Genomic DNA, 19,710 nt, shown 5'->3' with positions numbered 1-19,710 from the left:
GAGGCGGGCGGCGTCAGTCCAGTCGCTGGCTGACGGTGTGCGTGTCGCCGTCGTGGACGACCGCCGTCGTCGCGCCCTGGACCAGGGCGAGGAAGGGCTGCACGTGCCCGCACTCGACGTCGGCGAGGATCGGCACCCCGAGCATGCCGAGGGCGTCGACGACGGCTGCGTGCTGGGTGAAGCCGTCCGGCTCGGGGGCCCGGGTGCGTGACACGAGGATCCCGGTCGCGGCGTCGAACCAGCCGCGCAGGCGCATGGCGTGCAGGGCGCGGCAGATGTCGTAGGACTTCCATTCGGCGATGTCGAGCAGGACGACGAGGCCCTCCGGGGCATGCTGCGCCGCAAAGGCATTCGTGTCCGCGTACCTCCCGCCCGCGAGGAAGCTGAGCGTCTCCACGCAGCCGCCGATGAGCCGACCGGAGAAGGTGGCCGGCTCGTCCTTGCCGCCGGGGTCGATACGGGTCCACGAGCCGCGTCCCTCGAGCGTCATCTCGGAGACCGTCGGGTTGCCGGCGTAGTCGTCCCAGCCGCCGGTGCGGTGCCGGCCGGGGGAGTGCTGCCGGAGCTCGTCACCCTTGGCGGCGCCCGCCACGTCGACCCAGTGGAGTATGCCGTCCGGCACGGCGTACGGGGTGTCCATGAGGTTCTGCCCGTGGATCGTCGCGATGCCCGTGGTGAGGGTGAGCGGTGTCAGCCACGTCGAGGTGTCGGAGAAGCCGATGCACCACGTCGGCTCGGCCGCGGCCACCGCGTCGAGGTCGAGCAGGTCGAGCAGGTCGATGGCCGTCTCGCCGCCCCACGGCGGAACGACCGCCCGGATGCTCGGGTCGAGGAGCATCGCCATCAGCTCGGCAGCGCGCGCTCCGCGGGGGCCGCTCACGTGGGAGGGCGCGTGGTTGAGCTCGCCCACGACGACCTCGAACCCGCGGTCGCGGAGGCAGCGCACGGCATACGAGAACCGGCCCCAGAGGGCGTCGGAGACGCCGGAGCTCGGGGAGGTGACGCCGATCCGGTCACCGGGACGGAGCGGGGCGGGGTAGCGGATCGGCATGGCTGCCATGGTGCCAGCCATGCCGCTCCGCTTCAGCCCGGTTTCCCGTCGGTCACCCCTTGGCGGCGGCGAAACCCTGCTCGAGGTCGGCGAGGATGTCGTCGATGTGCTCGATGCCGACGGAGAGCCGCACGAGTCCCGGGGTGACGCCGGCAGCGACGCGGTCCTCCTCGGGTCCCTGCGAGTGCGTCGTCGAGGCCGGGTGGATCACGAGCGAGCGCACGTCACCGATGTTGGCGACGTGGCTGTGCAGGGTGAGGGCCTCGACGAACTTCTTGCCTGCGTCGAGGCCGCCCACGATCTCGAAGGAGAGCACGGCGCCGGCGCCGCGTGGGGCGTACTTCTGCGCCGTGGCGTGCGACGGGCTCTCGGGCAGGGACGCCCAGACGACCCGCTCCACCTGCTCGTGGCCCTGGAGGAAGGCGGCCACCTTGGCGGCGTTGTCGAGGTGTCGCTCGATGCGCAGCGACAGCGTCTCGAGTCCCTGGGCGATGAGGAAGGCGTTGAAGGGTGACGCCGACGGCCCGAGGTCGCGCAGGAGCTGGACGCGCGCCTTGAGGATGTAGGACAGGTTGGCTCCCAGGGGGCTGCCCACGCCGAGGTCGCGCGCGAAGACGAGCCCGTGGTAGCTCTCCTCGGGCGTGTTGTAGTTCGGGAACTTCTCCGGGTCCCGGGCGTAGTCGAAGTTGCCCGAGTCGACGATGACGCCGGCGATGGACGTGCCGTGACCGCCGAGGTACTTCGTCGCCGAGTGCACGACGACGTCGGCGCCCCACTCGATGGGCCGGATGACGTACGGCGTCGCGATCGTGTTGTCGACGACGAGGGGGACGCCGTGCTCGTGGGCGAGGGCGGCGACCGCCTCGATGTCGAGGACCTCGGCCTTGGGGTTGGCGATGGTCTCGCCGAAGAACGCCTTGGTGTTCGGGCGCACGGCTGCACGCCAGGACTCGATCGACGTCGGGTCCTCGACGAAGCTGACCTCGATGCCGAGCTTGGGGAAGGTGAACTTCAGCAGGTTGACGGTGCCGCCGTAGAGGCTCGGCGAGGCCACGACGTGGTCGCCCGCCTCGGCGATGTTGAGCAGGGCGAGCGTCGTCGCCGACTGTCCCGAGGCGACGAGGAGGGCACCCACGCCACCCTCGAGCGCTGCGACGCGCTGCTCGACGACATCCGTCGTCGGGTTCATGAGGCGGGTGTAGATGTTGCCGAACTCCTTGAGCCCGAACAGGTTGGCTGCGTGGTCGGTGTCGTCGAAGACGTAGCTCGTCGTCTGGTAGATCGGCAGCGCGCGGGCTCCCGTGGCGCTGTCGGCGCTCTGTCCGGCGTGGATCTGCTTGGTCTCGAAGGACCAGCTGGGCTCGGTCATCGGTCTGCTCTTCCTGGGTCGTGTCGATGACCGGGGTCCTCCTGGTGACGGACCCGCTGCACCGACGGGTCGGTGCGGGAGAGGTGCTCTCCGCGCTTGCCCTCGCGCCGGGAGGCGTCGACGGGCCAGGTCTTCACCCGGGGCACCCCACCGCGGTTGGAGGGTTGCCGGCCAGCGAGCCGGGGCTTGTCGCTGGCGCTCATGACCTACCGGCGAGTGTACGTATGCGTGTCCATCCTTCGGGAGCCGCTGTCCTCATCGTGGACGTCGGCGAGGGCCACCGCGGAGCTCCCGGCGTCGCCGTGGTGACCCTCGTGGCGTCGATCACTAGGACGTCCTACTAAACCGAACTGGCGAGTAGGATCGCGCTCGTGAGCACGAATGCCGACTTCGACCTGTTCCGGACCAGCGAGGACCACGAGGCCCTGCGGGAGGCCGTCCGCGCGGTGGCCGAGGACAAGATCGCCCCGTATGCCGCCGCCGTCGACGCGGAGGCGCGCTACCCGCAGGAGGCGCACGACGCCCTCGTCGCCTCCGACTTCTTCGCACCGCACGTGCCCGAGGAGTACGACGGCGTCGGTGCCGACGCCCTCGCGACGTGCATCGTCATCGAGGAGGTGGCCCGGGTCGACGCGTCCGCGTCGCTCATCCCCGCCGTCAACAAGCTCGGCTCGCTCCCGCTGATCCTCGACGGCAGCGACGAGGTCAAGGCCCGCTACCTCCCGCCGCTCGCCAAGGGCGAGACGACCTTCTCGTACGGTCTGTCCGAGCGCGAGGCCGGCTCCGACACCGCCTCGATGAGGTGCCGGGCCCGCCAGGACGGCGACGGCTGGGTGCTCTCCGGGCAGAAGTCGTGGATCACCAACGCCGGCGTCTCCGAGTACTACACGGTCCTCGCGGTCACCGACCCCGACGGTCCCCGAGGCGCCAACGTGACGGCCTTCGTCGTCGAGAAGTCAGACCAGGGCTTCACCTTCGGCGAGAAGGAGCGCAAGCTCGGCATCAAGGGCAGCCCCACCCGTGAGCTGCACTTCGACAACGTCCGCATCCCCGGTGACCGTGTCGTCGGCCAGGTGGGGGACGGTCTGAAGATCGCCCTGCGCACGCTCGACCACACCCGGGTCACCATCGGCGCCCAGGCCGTCGGGATCGCGCAGGGTGCCCTCGACCAGGCTGTCGCCTACGTCAAGGAGCGCAAGCAGTTCGGCCAGCGCATCGCCGACTTCCAGGGCATCCAGTTCATGCTCGCCGACATGGCGATGGAGCTCGAGGCCGCGCGTCAGATGGTCTACGTCGCAGCCGCCAAGTCCGAGCGCGGCGACAAGGACCTCACGTTCTTCGGTGCGGCCGCAAAGTGCTACGCCTCGGACGTCGCGATGAAGGTGACCACCGACGCCGTGCAGCTGCTCGGGGGAGCCGGCTACACGAGCGACTTCCCGCTCGAGCGGATGATGCGCGACGCCAAGATCACCCAGATCTACGAGGGCACCAACCAGGTCCAGCGCCTCGTCATGGCCCGCCAGCTCCTGAGGTAGTCGTCCAACCGACGTTCTCCCAGGTCAGCGCCCGTGTCCGGCCGTCGCGGGGCCCGCCCTCGTCGACACTGGAGGCATGATGCAGGGACGCGGTAGGCGGCTCGCGGTGGCAGCAGTAGCCGCCGCGGTCGCCGCCACGGTCGGCCTCGCAGCGTGCACGAACACCGACGCCGCCGACCAGAAGGTCGTCGACCGCCTTTTTGCGCTCGACGTCCTGACCGTTCCTCGGGGCGGCTCCGAACTGTCCCGGACGAGCGCGAAGGGCGGCGGCAACCAGGCCATCCGCAACTCTTCGACGGCCACCGTCGTGTACGCCACGACACACGCGCCCGCCGAGGTCGGGCAGGCTTTCCACTCGCGGTTCGACTCGAGATGGCGCTTCGTCGACAACCGAGGCGGACCACCCGGCGGTTGGCAGGGCAACGGGGCCCTCGTCAGCGATGCCGGCACCGTGGCGAACGTGCTGGCCCGGCGCGTCACGCCCGGCGACAAGGCTCCCGCCAGCAGCCAGTCCGTGGTGACGGTGACCGTGTCCGCAACCCGCCCGGCCTGAAAAGGGGAGCCCGCTCCGTGCCGCGCTCAGAGCGCATCCGGATCCACGCGGGCACCGACCAGGTCCGGTGCCTGGTCATGGCACGCCAGGTCCTCAAGTAGGCTGGTCGCCGCTCGCGCGGGGAGGCCGGGCCACCGAGCCGACACCCGACGACGACGACAAGGACACCCTCGTGGACCTGACTTCCGACCACCAGCCGGCGGTCAGCGTCATCATGCCGATCCTCAACGAGGAGAGGCACCTTCGTGATGCGGTGGCCATGATCCTGGCGCAGGACTACGCCGGCCCGCTCGAGGTGGTCCTCGCCCTGGGCCCCTCGCGTGATCGCACCGACGAGGTCGCCGCCGCGCTCGCGGCGGGAGACCCGCGGGTGCGAGTCGTCCCCAACCCCACCGGACGCACGCCGGACGGGCTGAACGCCGCGATCGGCGCCAGCACCGGTGAGGTCATCGTCCGGGTCGACGGCCATGCCGAGATCCCCGACGACTACATCAGTGTCGCGGTCCGGGAGCTGGCGCGGGTGGGCGCCGACAACGTGGGCGGGATCATGGACGCGCAGGGCACGACGGCCTTCGAGCGAGCCGTGGCCGCTGCGATGCGCAGCCCGCTCGGTGTGGGCAGCTCGCGCTTCCACACCGGCGGCGAGGCCGGTGAGGCCGACACCGTCTACCTCGGTGTCTTCCGGCGTGCCGCTCTCGAGCGGGTCGGCGGCTACGACGCCCATTTCGCCCGAGCCCAGGACTGGGAGATGAACCACCGCATCCGGGAGACCGGTGGCACGGTGTGGTTCACCCCCGACCTCAAGGTGACCTACCGTCCTCGCGCCTCCGTCACGGCGCTCGCCAAGCAGTACTTCCACTACGGCCGGTGGCGCCGCGTCGTCGCGCGCCACCACGAAGGCACGATCAACCCGCGTTACCTCGCACCGCCGACCATGGTCGTCGTGACGACGGCCGCGACGGTAGCCGGCTTCTTCTGGGCGCCTGCCTGGCTCGTGCCGGCCGGGTATGCCGCAGGCGTCGTCGCAGGGGGAGCCGCCATCTCACGGGGCGAGTCCGCTCGCGCCCGCGCCGTGACGCCGGTCGTCCTGGCGACCATGCACTGGGCCTGGGGGGTCGGCTTCCTCACGAGTCCACGCCGCCTGACCCGGCCGACGGACGCCGCCGCCGACTGACGTCGACGACCGACGTCGTCTGACAAGGCGATCGGCAGCCGGTCAGTCGGCGCAGCCGACCCTCTCGTAGAGGGTGTACGGGGCGGCGGCCGCCACCCGGCGCCACCCGGGCGAGCTGCCGACGTCGTCGATCCCGGCGTACTGCTCGACGCGGTTGCCCGCCCACGAGAACGGCTGGCCTCCGGTGATCGCGTAGGTGACCTGCTGACGCATCGCTGCGGCGCACACCTGCGGGTCGGTGTCGACGCGGTCGAGGGAGGCGGCCAGCAGCTGCCGGTCCCCGGGGGTGTTCGTCTTCTCGGTCGGGACGAGCAGCTTGCGTCCGCTGACGACGTAGAGGTAGGTGCCGCCGTTCCACGGGTTGGCCGCGACGACGGCTTTCGGCGGCAGCCGTGTGGCCAGCTCGTTCAGTGAGCGAAGCTCCGCGGCCGACGCCCACGAGTCCGCCGGCTGGGGGTGGAAGTAGCGGTGCAGGATGTGTCGGTGGGCACCCAGCTGGGTCCCGGCATCGAGGACCAGGATCCCGAGCGCGACGCAGGCCCCGAGGGCGACGCCGCGAGTCGCGCCCCACCGCCGCGTGGCGGCGTGGGCGACCAGGTCGGCGACGGCGACCAGGCCGGCCGTCGCCGCGAGCACCGCCGGCAGGATCGCCGCCGTGTGGAGCCGGACCGCGTTGTTGTACCAGGGCCAGGTGAACCAGCGCACGACGTCGCTGTCGACCGCGATGTTGAGCCAGAAGAGGGCGAGAGTGGTGACCAGGGCGGGCACGACCCAGCGGGCACCGCGGTGACGCCACAGCAGGACCACCACCCCGATGCCGACCACGACCGCGAGCACGTGCAGCGGCCGCGTGTGGCGTGGCGCGAAGCCGAGGAGGTCCTCCAGCGCTGGACCCGGCTCGCGCTCCGGACCCGCCGCGCCGGTGGCGAACATGGACGCCGAGCGCACGGCCACCGACGCGGCAGCAGCAGCCGTGACCGCCAGCAGGGCTGCTGCCAGGACGGCGGCGCGTCGCGGCCACGACGGCTGGCGCACGGCGAGACCGATCACCCGACCCAGGACGAGCAGCCCGCCGCAGAGGCACAGGGTGACGAAGGCGTTGGGGTGCGCCATGACGACGCCCGGGACGGCAGCGACGAGGACGAGGAGCGAGCGCAACGGGTCGGCCACGGCATACCGGGGGCGTCCGAGAGGGCGGAAGACACCGGCGAGGGCCGCGAGCGCGGCCGGCAGGATCGCCTGACCGAGCAGGTTGGGCCACAGCACCCCGAAACCCATGAGCAGGTAGGGGAAGGTGGTGAACGCCACGCTGAGCAGGGCGGCCGAGAGCACGACGACGACTCGCCGACCCAGCAGAGCGAGCGCCAGCAGGATGCACCCGAGAGGCCAGACGACCCCGACGAGGACGACGACGAACACCGAGGACGAGACCACGACCGAAGCGCCGGACAGGAGGGAGATCGTTCCCGTGAACGCGTAGAACGCCGCCGGGTAGAAGCCGGACCAGGTGGGGGAGTTGAACCGCCCGATCTCGAACGAGGAGAGCGTGCCGTTCTCCAGCCCCCACTGCGGCGCCGCGACGTGGAAGATCGTGTCGGGTCCCTGCGGCAGCACCTCCGGCGTGCGCAGCTCCGTGCGGATGGTCACGAGGACGATGACCAGGACCAGGACCACACTGGCGACCGTCGACCACCAGACGCTGTCGAACCGCGGTCCCGGTGCGCGCTCCTGCCAGCGGCCCCACCATCCTCCACGCGCTGACAACGAGGCGGCCACGCGCGGCACGAGCGCCCCGACACCGGCGGCCACGGCGCCCATGACGACGGTGCCGAGCAGGAGCGGACCCACCCCCCAACGCACGCCGAGAAGGGACGCGACGGCGGCGGAGACCGACAGACAGGTCGTCGAGAGGACCGGTGCCAGTCCCAGGGCGGCGAGCGGGCGCAGCCGGAGCAGCAGCCCGGCGGCCAGGCCCGGCAGGACGACCAGGGCCGTGGCCGTGAGGAAGACGGAGATGGTGTCGGTCCATCCCGTGGTGCCCGGGAGGAGCAACTCACCAGCTCCCTTCTTTCGTCGCGGTTGTCGTCGTCGACTGCCGCGCCGACCCTACCGACAATCGCGCGAAACGACCTCATCGGGACAACCCTCGGGCGCCGGGCCGGGCTGGGAGTGCAGGGGCCCTGGTCACTACGATGGCGGGCGTCGCCCGGGCACCCCCCACCCACCCCGGAAGCCCGGAGCGACTCCGGAGACGAAGGAGCCCCCACCCTCATGGCACTGCAGAGCCGACCGGCGCGGACGGTCAGACGCCTCGTCCGCAAGATCGGGCGCGCCGGCCCCCACGAGCTCCGGGTGGCGTTCCGGTCGCGTCCCGTCGACCCGGACCTCGTGGTCTACGAGTCGTTCGCCGGCAACGGGATGCTGTGCAACCCGGAGGCGATCTTCCGCGCCCTGCTCGGGGACCCCGAGCAGCAGCACCTGCGCCACGTCTGGGTGCTCGACGACCTGTCGGCCCATGCCTCGACCGTGGACGAGTTCTCGGGAGACGGTCGGGTGCGCTTCGTGCGCCGGGGCTCACTCGGCTACCACCACGCGCTCGCGACGGCCGGGCTGCTCGTGAACAACGCGACGTTCCCGCCGGACTGGGGCAAGCGACCCGGCCAGACCTACCTCAACACCTGGCACGGCACGCCCCTGAAGGCCATGGGCTACGACGAGGCGCAGGGCGGCTGGGGGGCCCGCAACGTGCTGCGCAACTTCATGATGGCGGACTACCTGCTCTCCACCGGGCCGTTCATGAGCGAGCAGATGTACGAGCACGCCTACCGCCTGACCAACGTCGCGCCGGGCGAGATCGTCGAGGTCGGCTACCCCCGCACCGACCTTCAGTTCGGTGGCGAGGACCGGCTCGAGCGGACGAGGTCACGGCTTCGCTCTGCGGGGGTGACGCTCGCCGCCGACGACACGCTCGTGCTGCTGGCGCCCACGTGGAAGGGAGAGTCCTTCCACACGCCCCGCAACGACGCCGCCGACCTCGCGGCGCTCGTCGACGACCTCCAGGGACGGCTTCCGGCGGGACACCGGGTCCTGCTCAAGGTGCACCAGCAGGTCTACCGGCATGCCGTCGCCGAGCCGCGCCTCGCCGGCCGGCTCGTACCCAACTCCGTCCCCACCAACGCGGTCCTGGGCCTCGCGGACGTGCTCGTCACCGACTACTCGAGCATCTTCTTCGACTTCCTCGCGACCGGTCGTCCGATCCTCTTCCACACCCCCGACCGCGACGAGTACGACGGCTATCGCGGCTCCTACCTGGCGCTCGACGAGCTCCCCGGACCCCAGAGCGGCACCGCAGCCGAGCTCGCAGACCTCATCGGGGCCGTCGGCAGCGGAACCTCGATCGACCCCGTCGTCACCCACGGCGAGAGGTACGACGCCGCCAGGGCGCGCTTCGCGTCGCAGGACGACGGTGGCGCGACGCAACGGGTCCTCGACGTCGTCGTCCGTGGGCGGCGCGAAGGGCACGCGGTGCGGCACACGCGCCGGGACGGTCGGCGAACCCTGATGCTCTACCTCGGCGGGATGATGTCCAACGGCATCACGAGCGCGGCGCTCAACCTGCTGCGCACGATCGACCACTCCGCCTGGGACGTCTCCGTCGTGATGGGCGCCATCAACAACGACGACCGGCGCGCCAACGCCGACTCCATCGACCCGCGGGTGCGGCAGTTCGTCCGCACGGGCAGCGCGACGATGAGCAAGTCGCTCTGGCGCACCCGGCGTCGGCTCATGCGCGGACACCTCGACGAGATCCCTCCCGCCGCCCTCGCGCGGGTCGATGCGGCCCTCGAGCAGGACTGGCGTCGCGTCGTGGGAGCGGCGCGCTTCGACCACGTCGTGGACTTCAGCGGCTACTCGCCTGCCTGGACGTTCCTGCTCGGTCACGCGCCCGCCGGCACCCGGTCGGTGTGGCAGCACAACGACCTCCTCGCCGACCAGATGCGAGAGGTGGGCGGTCGCCGACCCCACGAGAACAACCTCCGTGCGGTCTTCACCAGCTATGCCCGGTTCGACCACCTCGTGTCCGTGTCCGAGGCGCTGCGTGACGTGAACGCCCACGCCCTCGCGGCCTGGGCGCCGCCCGAGAAGTTCGTCGCGGCGCGCAACACCATCGACGTCCAGCGCATCGTCAGCGGCGCGAGCGAGGACGCTCCCGAGGAGGTGTTCGGCGCGCTCAGGCCGGCCACCGACGCGACGGCTCCGTTCGTCTTCGTGGCCGTCGGCCGCCTCTCACCCGAGAAGAACCACCAGCGGTTGCTCGAGGCGTTCAGCATCGCGCACCGCACGCACCCCGAGATCCGCCTCGTCGTGGTGGGGGACGGGCCGCTGCGCGCGGACCTCACGGCGCGCGCGAGCCGGCTCGGGCTGGACGGTCTCGTGCTGTTCGCCGGCCAGCTGCGCAACCCCTGGGCGATCATGGCCGCGGCGCAGTGCTTCGTGCTGTCGAGCGACTACGAGGGCCAGCCGATGGTCATCCTCGAGGCACGCACCCTCGGGCTCCCCGTCGTCTCGACGTCGTTCGACTCGGTGGGCTCAGCCGTCGGGGACGGTGAGGGACTGGTCGTCGAGCGGTCCGCCCCGGCCCTCGGAGCGGGCATGGTGGCCGCCGCCGAGGGCCGCGTGCCCCGGCCGGGCTTCGACCCCGTGGCCTACAACGAGGTCGTCCTGCAGGAGTTCGAGCGGGCGGTGGGCGCCACGGTCTAGGTCAGGTCCCCGTCACGGCCTCGTCCCGCGCGGCGCGGGACGAGGCTGCGTGCCCTCAGCGACCCCAGACCGCGTCGACGACCCGGATCGCCGCCTTGCCGTCGTCGCGGGGGGCGAACTGGTCACGGAACGCCTCGTAGCGGTCGCGGTACGCCGTCTCGGTCCGGGGGAGCGCCTCGAGCGCCTGCAGGACGCTGTCGGTGGACGACAGCAGCGGGCCCGGCGCGATCTCGGCGAAGTCGAGGTAGAAGCCGCGCGTCGACCCGGCGTACTCCGCCACGTCCGGGGTCAGGAAGAGCATCGGGCGACCGGTGCCGACGAAGTCGAACATCACCGAGGAGTAGTCGGTGATGAGGACGTCAGCCACGAGCATCAGCTCGGTGATGTCGGGGTAGCTCGAGACGTCGATGATGTTGGCGGCCGTGCTGTCGCCGAGACCTGGGGTGTTGCTGTGCCCGCGCACGAGCAGCACCGAGCCGGACCCGAACGCCCGGGAGACGGCGTCGAGCTCGAGGTGGTTGACCATGGCGTAGCCACCCGAGGCGGTGCGGACGTTGTCGCGCCAGGTGGGTGCGTAGAGCACGAGGCGCGCCGCCTGCGACACGCCGAGCCGCGCCCGGACCCGCGCCCGGTCGGCCTCGGAGCCCGTGCTCAGCAGGTCGTTGCGGGGGTAGCCGACGTTGAGCACCTCGCCCTCGAAGCCCAGGGCATCGGCGAGGGCGGTGGCGGAGAAGTCGTTCTGGGCGAGCAGCAGGTCCCAGGCCCTCGCCTCGCGCACCATGAGGTCGCGGTAGGACAACGACAGGTTCGGTGCCGGCACGTGCCGGCCGATCTTCTTCAGCGGGGTCCCGTGCCAGGTCTGCAGGTAGGTCTGGTCGGGGTGCTTGTGGAAGTAGAACGGGAAGTTGTTGTTGGCCACGAGGTGCCGCGAGGTGTGCAGCGCCCGCAGGTGCTCGCGGGTGCCGATGACGACGGACCGGGCGCCCTCGGGGACGACGGCGGTCCCGTCGGCGACCTCCCACACGAGGGGGTGGGGGTAGTCCCGCCGGACCAGCTCGTTGTAGAGGGCGAGGGGCGAGTCGGCGGCGGACCGGCCGCCGAACGTCGAGAAGAGGACTCCCTCCTCGACCGGTGAGCCGAGCAGGGCCGGTATGCCGCGGCGCGCGGCGAACTGGCCCGCGCGGGTCCAGTCCTGCTCGGGGACCGGCGCTCTCGTGTTGACCCAGAGAGCCCGGGCGCGCGAGGTCACGGTGAAGCGGAACGACACGTCGTCGCCCTGGTGCCAGTGCAGGAAGTGCGGGCTCACGTGCTCGACGGTGTGTGGAGCGACGGGAACCCACACGCTGCGGTCGACGACGCCCGGGGCGCGCAGCAGTCGTAGGGAGTAGCCGCCGGTCGAGCGGGCGACCGAGGTGCCCCACCGCTCGGTCGAGAGCTCGAAGTCGGACTCGAACCGCCCGGACGACGCGTCGAGACGCACGTCGGACGGGAGCCAGGTGTCCTGGTCGGACACGAGCGCGAGGATCGGCTCTGCACCGACGTCGGCCGCGGCATACCCCGTCACCGTGAACGAGCGGAGGTCCTCGGCGACGTCGACCGCGTGCACGGAGGCGTGCAGCTTGCGGTCGAGCATGCGCAGGCGCCCGGGGCCGACGAGCCCGAGGCGCAGGCCGCCGGTGTGCGGCGAGGAGCTCGAGAGCTCACCCGACGAGCCCGCGTAGACGACCGGCAGCGTGCCGCTCGGCACGACGGCGCGCAGCCCCCAGCGGTGGTCGGTGGTCGGCGAGGCGCCCGAGGGCAGCGGTGGGACGGTGATCGTGGCGGCATAGCCACCGTCGACCGGCACCGCCGGGAAGCTCCGACGGACACCGACGGCGCCGCACGAGATGGTGAACTCGGAGATCGGCTCGTCGCTGGAGGCCACGAGGTGCAGGTCGCGACCGTCCAGGCGCGCCTGCGCGGCGGCGACCCGCGGCGCGAAGAGGTGGAAGTGCAGGCCCCGCGCGGCCGAGTGGACCGGGACCACGCGCTTGCCGTCGTGCAGGGGGGAGACCTCGAGCTCGTTGCCGGTCCAGCGTCGGTCCCAGGCGGTGACCGGCGAGCGCCACCGGTGCGGTGCCCTCTCGTCGCCGCGGTCGAGCTCCAGCTCGAGCTCGAGGTGCCAGCCCGGGTGCGACTCGACGACGTCGTCGACGGCGGGGTGCCGCGCCTCGAGGGCGGCAGCGAGGTCGGCGAGGTCGACCCGGACCCGGAAGCCCGACGTCGCCTGGCTGGGTGATGCCTGCGCGGCGAGCTCGTCGAGCACGACGTCGTCGAAGCGCTCGACGGACAGCACGAGGTCGGAGTCAGGCGTCAGGGGGCCGTCCACCGACTCGTCGACGAGGTGAGCCGTGAGCGACGTCGTGGACGAGGCCAGGTCGAGTCCGGGCACCCAGGCCATGCCAGTGACGACGAGGTCGTCCTCCTCGACCTCGTAGCCGAACACGGTGACGCGCATCCGGTTGTCGACGGCCGTCAGGGCGAGGTCCGCGGCTGTCGGCCGGAAGGTCGGAAGGTCCTCGAGGTAGAGAGGACGGGCCTGCGGGGGCTCGACCGAGAAGTCGGCCTCCCAGGCGTCACCCACCTCGCTGCGACGCCGCAGGGCCGTGCGGATGTCGTCGCGGTGCCCCTGCTCGACCATCCGGGCCAGGAGCCGGTCGTGCAGGCTGACCAGGCCCCAGGTCTGCGGGTCCATGCCCTGGGCGACCGCGGCGACCCCGGAGGCCAGGGCCTGCCAGTAGTCGTCGCCCGTGCGCGGGACCTCGTTGTAGTAGGAGCGCAGGTCGAGGCCGAGGGACTTGGCCTGCCACTCGTGGAGCACGTGCTCGCTCGCCCGGGTGCGGAGCACGTCGGCGACCTTGGACATCACGGTGAGGCGGTCGGTGAGGTCCGCGATGTTCGACTTCTGCTGCGTGATGGAGGTCCCGTCACCGCGGATGTACCAGGAGTAGACGACCTCGTGGAGCACGTCGAAGGCAGCAGCGCTCGAGTAGGCCTTGGCCGACGGCTCCTGGTCCTCGTAGCGGATGCCCTCGGGGAAGGACCCGACGGCGCGGTCGAAGAACTCGCGGCGGAAGAGCTTGTTCCAGGCGAAGACGTCCGCCAGCACCTCCGGGAAGTCGTCCAGGCGCAGGCCGATACGGTCCCGACGGTGCACGTCCTGGGCCCACAGGGGCACCCACGAGCGCGCGGCGTTGCGGCGCTCCAGGTTGCCCACGACGAAGTCCGAGCCGGACGCCGAGAGGCACGACACCATGGTCTCGATGGCCTTGGGGGGCAGGGTGTCGTCGGAGTCGACGAAGGCGATGAACTCGCCTCGGGCGAGCCGGATGCCGGTGTTGCGAGCGGCGCCGAGGCCGGCGTTGGGCTGCTCGACGACGCTGATCCGGCGGTCCCACCGCGCGTAGCCGCGAGCGATGTCGAGGCTCCGGTCGGGGCTGCCGTCGATCACGACGATGATCTCGAGGTCGCGGTACTTCTGCCGGACGATGCTGTCGAGGCAGTCTGCGAGGTACTCCTCGACGTTGTAGCACGGCACGATCACCGACACCCGGCCCATGCCGGCGGGCGAGGGGCTGAGGGCCGAGGCGACGGTCTGGCGCAGGGCGGGGTGGACGCGGTCGCGCAGCACCTCCCAGCGGTGGTGGGGGATCGAGCGACGCACCGCCTGCATCGCCCGGCTCGCCCGTCGCTTCACTTCAGATCGGCCCAGCACGTAACAGCCCCTCGTTGTCCCTGTCGTCGGATGCGACGACAGGTGCGCTGGCGTCGCGGTCCGGTGTCGTCGGTGGTCCATTGTGGCATCGAGCGGTGCCGGACCGGCCCCGGCCGCCGCGGCGGCGGAGTGCACCCCCATGCGGGGGCGGGGCCTAGACTGCCCATCGGCGGTGACCGGGACGGTCGCCGCCGACCGCTCCGAAACGAGAAGGTAGGACCCGCTCGCATGATCCTGTTGCCCCAGGCGCGAGGCGTCATCGCGCGGAGGCAGGTGCTCGACACGCTCGTGCGTCGCGACCTGCGCGTGCGCTATGCCAGCAGTGCCATCGGCTACCTGTGGACGATCATCGATCCGCTGGCCATGGCGCTGATCTACTTCGTCGTCTTCACCTACATCTTCGAGGCCCGCCGTGTGGGCTACCAGCCCTACGTGCTGTTCATCCTCGTGGGCGTGCTGGCCTGGCAGTGGTTCTCCCAGTGCGCGACGGAGACCTCACGGGCGCTGCTCGCCGAAGCGCGACTCGTCCGCTCGACCAACCTGCCACGTGAGCTGTGGGTGGTCCGGATCGTCATCGCCAAGGGCATCGAGTTCCTGCTCTCGCTCCCGGTCCTGGCCGGCTTCGCCATCTACTTCATCGTCGCGGGGCAGACGACCGTTCACTACCGGATCCTGTTGTTCCCGTTGGCGATCGGGCTGCAGTTCCTGCTCTCGGTCGGCCTCGGCCTCATCCTGGCGCCCGTGACGGTGATCTTCACCGACATGCCGAGGATCGTGCGCATCGCCCTGCGCATGGGCTTCTACGCCACACCGATCATCTACGGCGTCCACGCCGCGCCGGAGTTCCTGCAGAAGATCCTGCTGCTCAACCCGATGGCCGGGATCCTGGAGATGTACCGCGGGGGCTTCTTCCCCCACGAGCTCAACATCCCCTCGATCATCTCCTCGGTCGTCATCACGTTCGTCACCCTCGTCGCCGGGACCATCGTGTTCCGACGGCTCGAGGCTCCTGTGCTCAAGGAGATCTGATGCGCCCCGTCATCGAGGCCCACGACCTGGGCATCGAGTTCTACCGCAGCCGTCGTCGCAAGATGTCGTTGCGCGAGATCGTCCTCAAGGGCAAGAACACCGCCCCCAAGGACACCTTCTGGGCGCTGCGCAACGTCTCGTTCACGGTGGCCCCGGGTGAGGCCGTCGGCCTCGTCGGCGGCAACGGCAGTGGCAAGAGCACCCTGCTGAAGATGATCGCCGGCGTCATGATCCCCGACGAGGGCGGCGTCAAGGTCCGCGGGGGCGTCGCCCCCCTCATCGAGCTGACCGGCGGCTTCCTCGGCGAGCTGACGGCCCGCGACAACCTCTACCTCGCCGGCGGCCTGCACGGCCTCAGCAAGGCCCAGATGGACGAGCGCTACGACGAGATCGTCGACTTCGCCGGCCCGCAGGTGCGGGCTGGGATGGACATGGCCTACCGGCACTTCTCGTCCGGCATGCAGGTGCGACTCGCCTTCGCGCTCATCACGACCCTCGACGAGCCGATCGTGCTCGTCGACGAGGTCCTCGCCGTCGGCGACCGTGCCTTCCGCGAGAAGTGCTACCTCCGCATGGAGCACATGCTCGACGGTGGCAAGACGCTCTTCATGGTGTCGCACAGCGAGGCCGACCTGCGCCGCTTCGCCAAGCGTGGCCTCTACCTCCAGCAGGGCAGCCTCGTCGGTGACGGCCCGGTCGAGGAGATCATCGACCAGTACAACGCCGACGTGGACGCGACGAGGTGACCTGGAGCGAGCCGCCCCTCGTCGGAAGTGCGCGCGCTCGGGCCCTCCGGGGCCGCTCCGCCGGCGGGACCCTCGCGGTCCTCGGGGCCGATGACGCTGTCGCGGGTCCCCACGACGTCGACGGGCTGGCCGAGGACTACGCACTGGTCCCGCACCGCATCGGCGGCGACCTGCCGGCGGCGCTCGCCACGCTGGCGGTGCTCGCGCGCTCGGACGACACGGTTCCTCTCGTGCTCGTCGCCGCCGACCTGACCGTGAGCCCGGTCGCGCTGCTCGACGTGCTCGACGGCGCCGACGACACGATCGCTCTCGTGGTCGACGCGGCCGCGGTCGTGGACCGCACGTCCGCCCCGGCGCCCGTCCGGGTCTCGCCGGCCCGCCGTCTCGTCGTCGGGGTGGGTGCGGCGGGGCGGCCCGTGGCCGGTCCGACGGCGTATGCCGTGGGCGTCCTGCGCGTGCGTGGCGCCGACCGCGCCGCGTTGGCGGACGCACTGGACGACCTCGACGCCCCGGACGCGGAGCCGCAGGCCGTCGCCGGCACGCGTGCAGACGCCTTCGACGTGGCCCTGCTCGCCGCCGTGCGCGCCGACCTCGCGGTCCGGGCCGTCAGCCTGGCCCACCAGCAGGTCCGACGCGGTGCCTGGCAGCTGGCCGGAGCGACCGGTTCCCCGTGGCAGCAGCGCCTGCGTGCGGCGTCCCGGGGCAACGACGGGGTGTTCTCCACGCTCGCGATCCGTCCGATCTCCAGGCGGCTCACGGCATACGGCCTCGGGCACGACTGGTCTCCCAACGCGGTGACGGCGGTGAGTCTCGGCCTCGGTCTCGCCGCGTGCGCGGCCGTGGCGACCGGGCTCTGGTGGGCGTGGCTGCTCGCGGCGGTGCTGCTGCAGGCCTCGCTCGTCGTCGACTGCGTCGACGGCGAGATCGCCCGGTTCACCCGCGTCTCCAACCCCTTGGGGGGCTGGCTCGACGCGGTCAGCGACCGCGTCAAGGAGTTCGCCATGGTCGCGGCGCTCGCCTGGGTCGCCGCGCGGCGGGGGAGCGACCTGTGGTGGCTCGCGATCGTCGTCCTCGCGATCTTCGCCCTCCGGCACGTCGAGGACCACGCCTACGCCATGCGGGCACGGGCACAGCTGCTCGGCGGGGACGGGTGGCCGGAGCATCGCGCCGAGCGCGTGACGGGTGTGTCGACGGCGGTGCCACCGCCTCCCGGACGTCGGGCCCGGCTCGTGCGCGACGCCAAGCAGGTGCTGCACCTGCCCGTCGCCGAGCGCTACCTCATCATGTCGCTCGGGCTGCTCACGATGAGCCCAGCGGTGGTCCTCTGGGCCCTGGGGATCGCCTCGGTCATCGCCCTGGCATGGACGCAGACCGGGCGACTGGCGCGGGCCCTCAGTGGTCGGGACGGATTCCGCAGCGACCGCCCGGACCGTCGCCTCGCCGACCTGTGCGACCTCGCCGTGCTGCCGCGTCCCTCGGGGACGGGCCGGATCGCCTGGCAGCTGCCCGGTGTGCTGCTCGTCGTGGAGGCCGGCGCCCTGCTCCTGGCCGCGGGTGCGGACACGAGCGCACGGGCCGCGGCCTACGCCTGGCTCGCCGTCGTGTGCTGGCGTGTCTACGACAACGTCTACCGCCTGCGCGAGACCGGTCAGAACGGTGCGGCGTGGCTAAGGCGCACGAGTGGCGTTGAGGTCCGTATCGTCGTTCTCTCAGGGATCGGGGGCAGTCTGGCGGCTCCGGCCGTCGCACTCGGGGTCGGAGCTCTCGTGCTCGCCGTGCTCTCCGTGGGGGAGTCCGTGGTCTTCTGGCGCCAGCACCTCGGTAGGAAGGCACGACAGGGATGAAGATGTGGTCGGCCCTCGTGGGCGAGCGATGGGGGAGCTCGGGAGCCGGCCGCCGTTCTGGCCGCGAGATGGCGCTGGCCTGGCTGGCCGCGCTCGTGGTCGCCGGTCTCTACGTCGTCAACGCTGCCGTGCACGGTGCGCTCGGGGCCGCCCGCAACGACGACTGGGTCTACTACCGGTTGGCGTTCGAGTTCTTCCACACCGGCCGACTGGAGGTGGATCCCTACACGAGCACGCTGCTCGTCGGGCAGATCATCGCCGCGCAGCCGGTCATCGCCGTGTTCGGCGACGCGATCGCCCCGCTGCAGATCGCGGTGGCGCTCCTGTCCGCGGTGACGCTCGCGGCCACCTACCTCTTCCTGCGGCACTTCCTCCCGGTCATCTGGGCCCTCGCGAGCGTCGCCTGCCTCGCCGTGGGGCCGCTGTGGGGTGGGCTCAGCGTCTCGTTCATGTCCGAGGTCCCGGCCCTCGCCCTCCAGGTGCTCAGTCTCTGCGCCGCCGTCCCGGCGCTGCGCGGTCCACGGCTGCGCTGGGGGTGGCTGGTCTGGTCGCTCGTCCTGTCGCTGCTGGCCTTCAGTGTGCGCGAGTACGCGCTCGCCGCGCCGGCCGCGATCCTCTTCACGGCCTACCGGGTACACGGTCCCGGCGGGGCGCCGTGGCGTCGGCGGGACGACCCTCAGGTGCGCCGCGTGCTGCTCGGTCTCGTGGCGGCGGGCATCGTGTGGTGCGCCGCTGCGGCCGCTCTGGTCATGTGGCGCGGCACGCTGGTCACGGAGCCGCGCGCCCTCTCGGCGCAGATCGAGCTGGGCCAGCGGGTGGCATACGTCGCCGTCGGCCTGCTGACGACGACGGGCTTCATGCTCTTCCCGGTCGCCCTGGCCGTCTGGCGGGGTGGCGCCTGGCGCCGGCTGCGTCGCTGGTGGCCACTGCTGGTCGCGCTCATCGTGCTGTTCGTCGTCACGGCGCGGGTGCTCAAGTACCCCCTGCTCCTCGGCAACTACCTCCGCCTCGGGGGCTCCTACTCCGGCACGCTCATGGGGTCGGCGCCGCGGGTCTTCAGCGAGCAGGTCTGGTGGTGCATCGAGGTGGTTGCCAACGTCTCGACCGCGCTGCTGCTGACCTTCGCCGTCATCCAGACGGTCGACCTGCTCCGTCGGCGCCCGCGGTCGGCGCCCAACGCCTCGGCCCCGCCGAAGGCGGCAGGTTCGCGACCAGAGCGGGGGATCGACCCGACGCCACGCCTCGCGTTCACGTTCGGCCTCGCTGGAGTCGCACTCACCATGGTCGTCTGCCTCATCACGCATGCCCGACCCCTGGACCGCTACGTCGTCGGCTCGGTGCCGTTCATCGCAGCGGCTGGACTGCACATCTCCCGCTCCCGGCGACCACAGCGCGCCGGGACCATCGTGGCCGCGGGAGGAATGGTCCTGCTCGCGGCCGTCGGAGTGACCCAGGTGGACGCCTCGGCGACCTTCGACGGAGCCAAGTGGAGCCTCGGCGACGCAGCGGTGCGCAACGGCTACCAGGCCGAGACCGTCGACGCCGGCTACGAGTGGTTCGGCCTGCACCAGCCGACGCCGGTGATCTACGACCCACGTCGCGAGCGCGGCTACTCCTCGTGGGTGACCACGCTCTTCCAGGACGCACGCGTCTGCGTGAACGGCCAGTTCGCGCCCCGGCCGACCAGCCGGGACCCCTATCCCGGCGAGGTGGTCCGCGTCAGTCGCAGGAGCCTGACCGGGGTGACCTACACGCTCATCGGTCGCAGCACCGACCGCAACTGCACGAACCCGTGAGCAACCGTCTGCCGAAGCCGGCTCCGTCCGGGCGACGCACGGCGCCCGGGCCGGGCGGACCGCCGGCAGGTTCATCAGGAGTGTCGTGGACAGGGCAG

At 71.5% G+C, this 19,710-nt stretch carries 12 protein-coding genes and 1 riboswitch; of the genes, 8 read left to right on the top strand and 4 right to left on the bottom strand.

Translation table 11 applies throughout. The features are described from left to right. Positions 1–13: 13 nt before the first annotated feature. Both ABD831_RS18935 and ABD831_RS18930 read right to left on the bottom strand, forming a co-directional pair. Positions 14–1,072: an LD-carboxypeptidase gene (locus ABD831_RS18935; protein ID WP_344950375.1), complete on the bottom strand. Its 1,059-nt coding sequence runs from the start codon at positions 1,070–1,072 to the stop codon at positions 14–16. A gap of 31 nt (positions 1,073–1,103) precedes the next feature. Beyond that, entirely contained in the window at positions 1,104–2,420 is a 1,317-nt protein-coding gene (locus tag ABD831_RS18930) for a bifunctional o-acetylhomoserine/o-acetylserine sulfhydrylase (protein ID WP_344950372.1), read from the bottom strand. Between the two features lie 87 nt (positions 2,421–2,507). Continuing rightward, positions 2,508–2,627: riboswitch (SAM riboswitch) on the bottom strand. A 164-nt stretch (positions 2,628–2,791) separates the two neighbouring features. Between ABD831_RS18930 and ABD831_RS18925 the strand changes: the two genes are divergently transcribed. From ABD831_RS18925 to ABD831_RS18915, 3 genes are all read left to right on the top strand, one after another. Then, a complete protein-coding gene (locus ABD831_RS18925) occupies positions 2,792–3,955 on the top strand; it encodes an acyl-CoA dehydrogenase family protein (protein WP_344950369.1) in 1,164 nt (387 codons plus the stop codon). A 106-nt stretch (positions 3,956–4,061) separates the two neighbouring features. Continuing rightward, on the top strand, positions 4,062–4,508 hold the full coding sequence (locus ABD831_RS18920) for a hypothetical protein (protein ID WP_344950366.1): 447 nt from the start codon (positions 4,062–4,064) through the stop codon (positions 4,506–4,508). 172 nt (positions 4,509–4,680) lie between these two features. Continuing rightward, positions 4,681–5,682, top strand: a complete 1,002-nt coding sequence (locus tag ABD831_RS18915; protein ID WP_344950362.1) for a glycosyltransferase family 2 protein — start codon at positions 4,681–4,683, stop codon at positions 5,680–5,682. A 42-nt stretch (positions 5,683–5,724) separates the two neighbouring features. Here the strand turns inward: ABD831_RS18915 and ABD831_RS18910 are convergent, their stop codons facing one another. Continuing rightward, positions 5,725–7,734, bottom strand: coding sequence for a DUF6541 family protein (locus ABD831_RS18910; RefSeq protein WP_344950358.1), 2,010 nt, complete (start codon positions 7,732–7,734; stop codon positions 5,725–5,727). 219 nt (positions 7,735–7,953) lie between these two features. Between ABD831_RS18910 and ABD831_RS18905 the strand changes: the two genes are divergently transcribed. Then, positions 7,954–10,443: a CDP-glycerol glycerophosphotransferase family protein gene (locus ABD831_RS18905; protein ID WP_344950356.1), complete on the top strand. Its 2,490-nt coding sequence runs from the start codon at positions 7,954–7,956 to the stop codon at positions 10,441–10,443. Positions 10,444–10,498: 55 nt separating this feature from the next. On the opposite strand, the gene ABD831_RS18900 is transcribed toward ABD831_RS18905, so the two are convergent. Next, the gene (locus ABD831_RS18900; RefSeq protein WP_344950352.1) at positions 10,499–14,155 is read right to left on the bottom strand and encodes a bifunctional glycosyltransferase/CDP-glycerol:glycerophosphate glycerophosphotransferase; all 3,657 of its coding nucleotides are present in this window, start codon (positions 14,153–14,155) and stop codon (positions 10,499–10,501) included. Between the two features lie 270 nt (positions 14,156–14,425). Here ABD831_RS18900 and ABD831_RS18895 point away from each other — a divergent pair, with 270 nt between their 5' ends. The 4 genes from ABD831_RS18895 to ABD831_RS18880 are packed head-to-tail and all read left to right on the top strand — an operon-like array spanning position 14,426 to position 19,612. Beyond that, positions 14,426–15,226 carry an ABC transporter permease gene (locus tag ABD831_RS18895; RefSeq protein ID WP_344950349.1) on the top strand — a complete coding sequence of 267 codons (801 nt, stop codon included), beginning with the start codon at positions 14,426–14,428 and terminating at the stop codon, positions 15,224–15,226. Continuing rightward, complete coding sequence (locus ABD831_RS18890; protein ID WP_344950346.1) at positions 15,226–15,972, top strand: ABC transporter ATP-binding protein; 747 nt, start codon at positions 15,226–15,228, stop codon at positions 15,970–15,972. Before ABD831_RS18895 ends, ABD831_RS18890 begins: the two co-directional genes overlap by 1 nt. Continuing rightward, on the top strand, positions 15,969–17,816 hold the full coding sequence (locus ABD831_RS18885; protein WP_344950343.1) for a CDP-alcohol phosphatidyltransferase family protein: 1,848 nt from the start codon (positions 15,969–15,971) through the stop codon (positions 17,814–17,816). Before ABD831_RS18890 ends, ABD831_RS18885 begins: the two co-directional genes overlap by 4 nt. Next, positions 17,813–19,612, top strand: a complete 1,800-nt coding sequence (locus ABD831_RS18880; protein ID WP_344950340.1) for a glycosyltransferase family 39 protein — start codon at positions 17,813–17,815, stop codon at positions 19,610–19,612. The genes ABD831_RS18885 and ABD831_RS18880 overlap by 4 nt, the downstream gene beginning before the upstream one ends. Positions 19,613–19,710: the final 98 nt, after the last annotated feature.

The sequence above is a fragment of the Terrabacter ginsenosidimutans genome, assembly GCF_039539425.1.
In the GTDB taxonomy this organism is placed as follows: domain Bacteria; phylum Actinomycetota; class Actinomycetes; order Actinomycetales; family Dermatophilaceae; genus Terrabacter; species Terrabacter ginsenosidimutans.
Note: the sequence above shows the minus strand (reverse complement) of the source record. Positions and strands in the feature narration are given on the sequence as shown.

Excerpts from the sequence above, each read along its gene's own strand:
- ABD831_RS18900 (WP_344950352.1), bottom strand. The coding sequence starts at position 14,155 with ATGCAGGCGGTGCGTCGCTCGATCCCCCACCACCGCTGGGAGGTGCTG.
- ABD831_RS18930 (WP_344950372.1), bottom strand. The coding sequence starts at position 2,420 with ATGACCGAGCCCAGCTGGTCCTTCGAGACCAAGCAGATCCACGCCGGA.
- ABD831_RS18935 (WP_344950375.1), bottom strand. The coding sequence starts at position 1,072 with ATGGCTGGCACCATGGCAGCCATGCCGATCCGCTACCCCGCCCCGCTC.
- ABD831_RS18905 (WP_344950356.1), top strand. The coding sequence starts at position 7,954 with ATGGCACTGCAGAGCCGACCGGCGCGGACGGTCAGACGCCTCGTCCGC.
- ABD831_RS18895 (WP_344950349.1), top strand. The coding sequence starts at position 14,426 with ATGATCCTGTTGCCCCAGGCGCGAGGCGTCATCGCGCGGAGGCAGGTG.
- ABD831_RS18890 (WP_344950346.1), top strand. The coding sequence starts at position 15,226 with ATGCGCCCCGTCATCGAGGCCCACGACCTGGGCATCGAGTTCTACCGC.
- ABD831_RS18880 (WP_344950340.1), top strand. The coding sequence starts at position 17,813 with ATGAAGATGTGGTCGGCCCTCGTGGGCGAGCGATGGGGGAGCTCGGGA.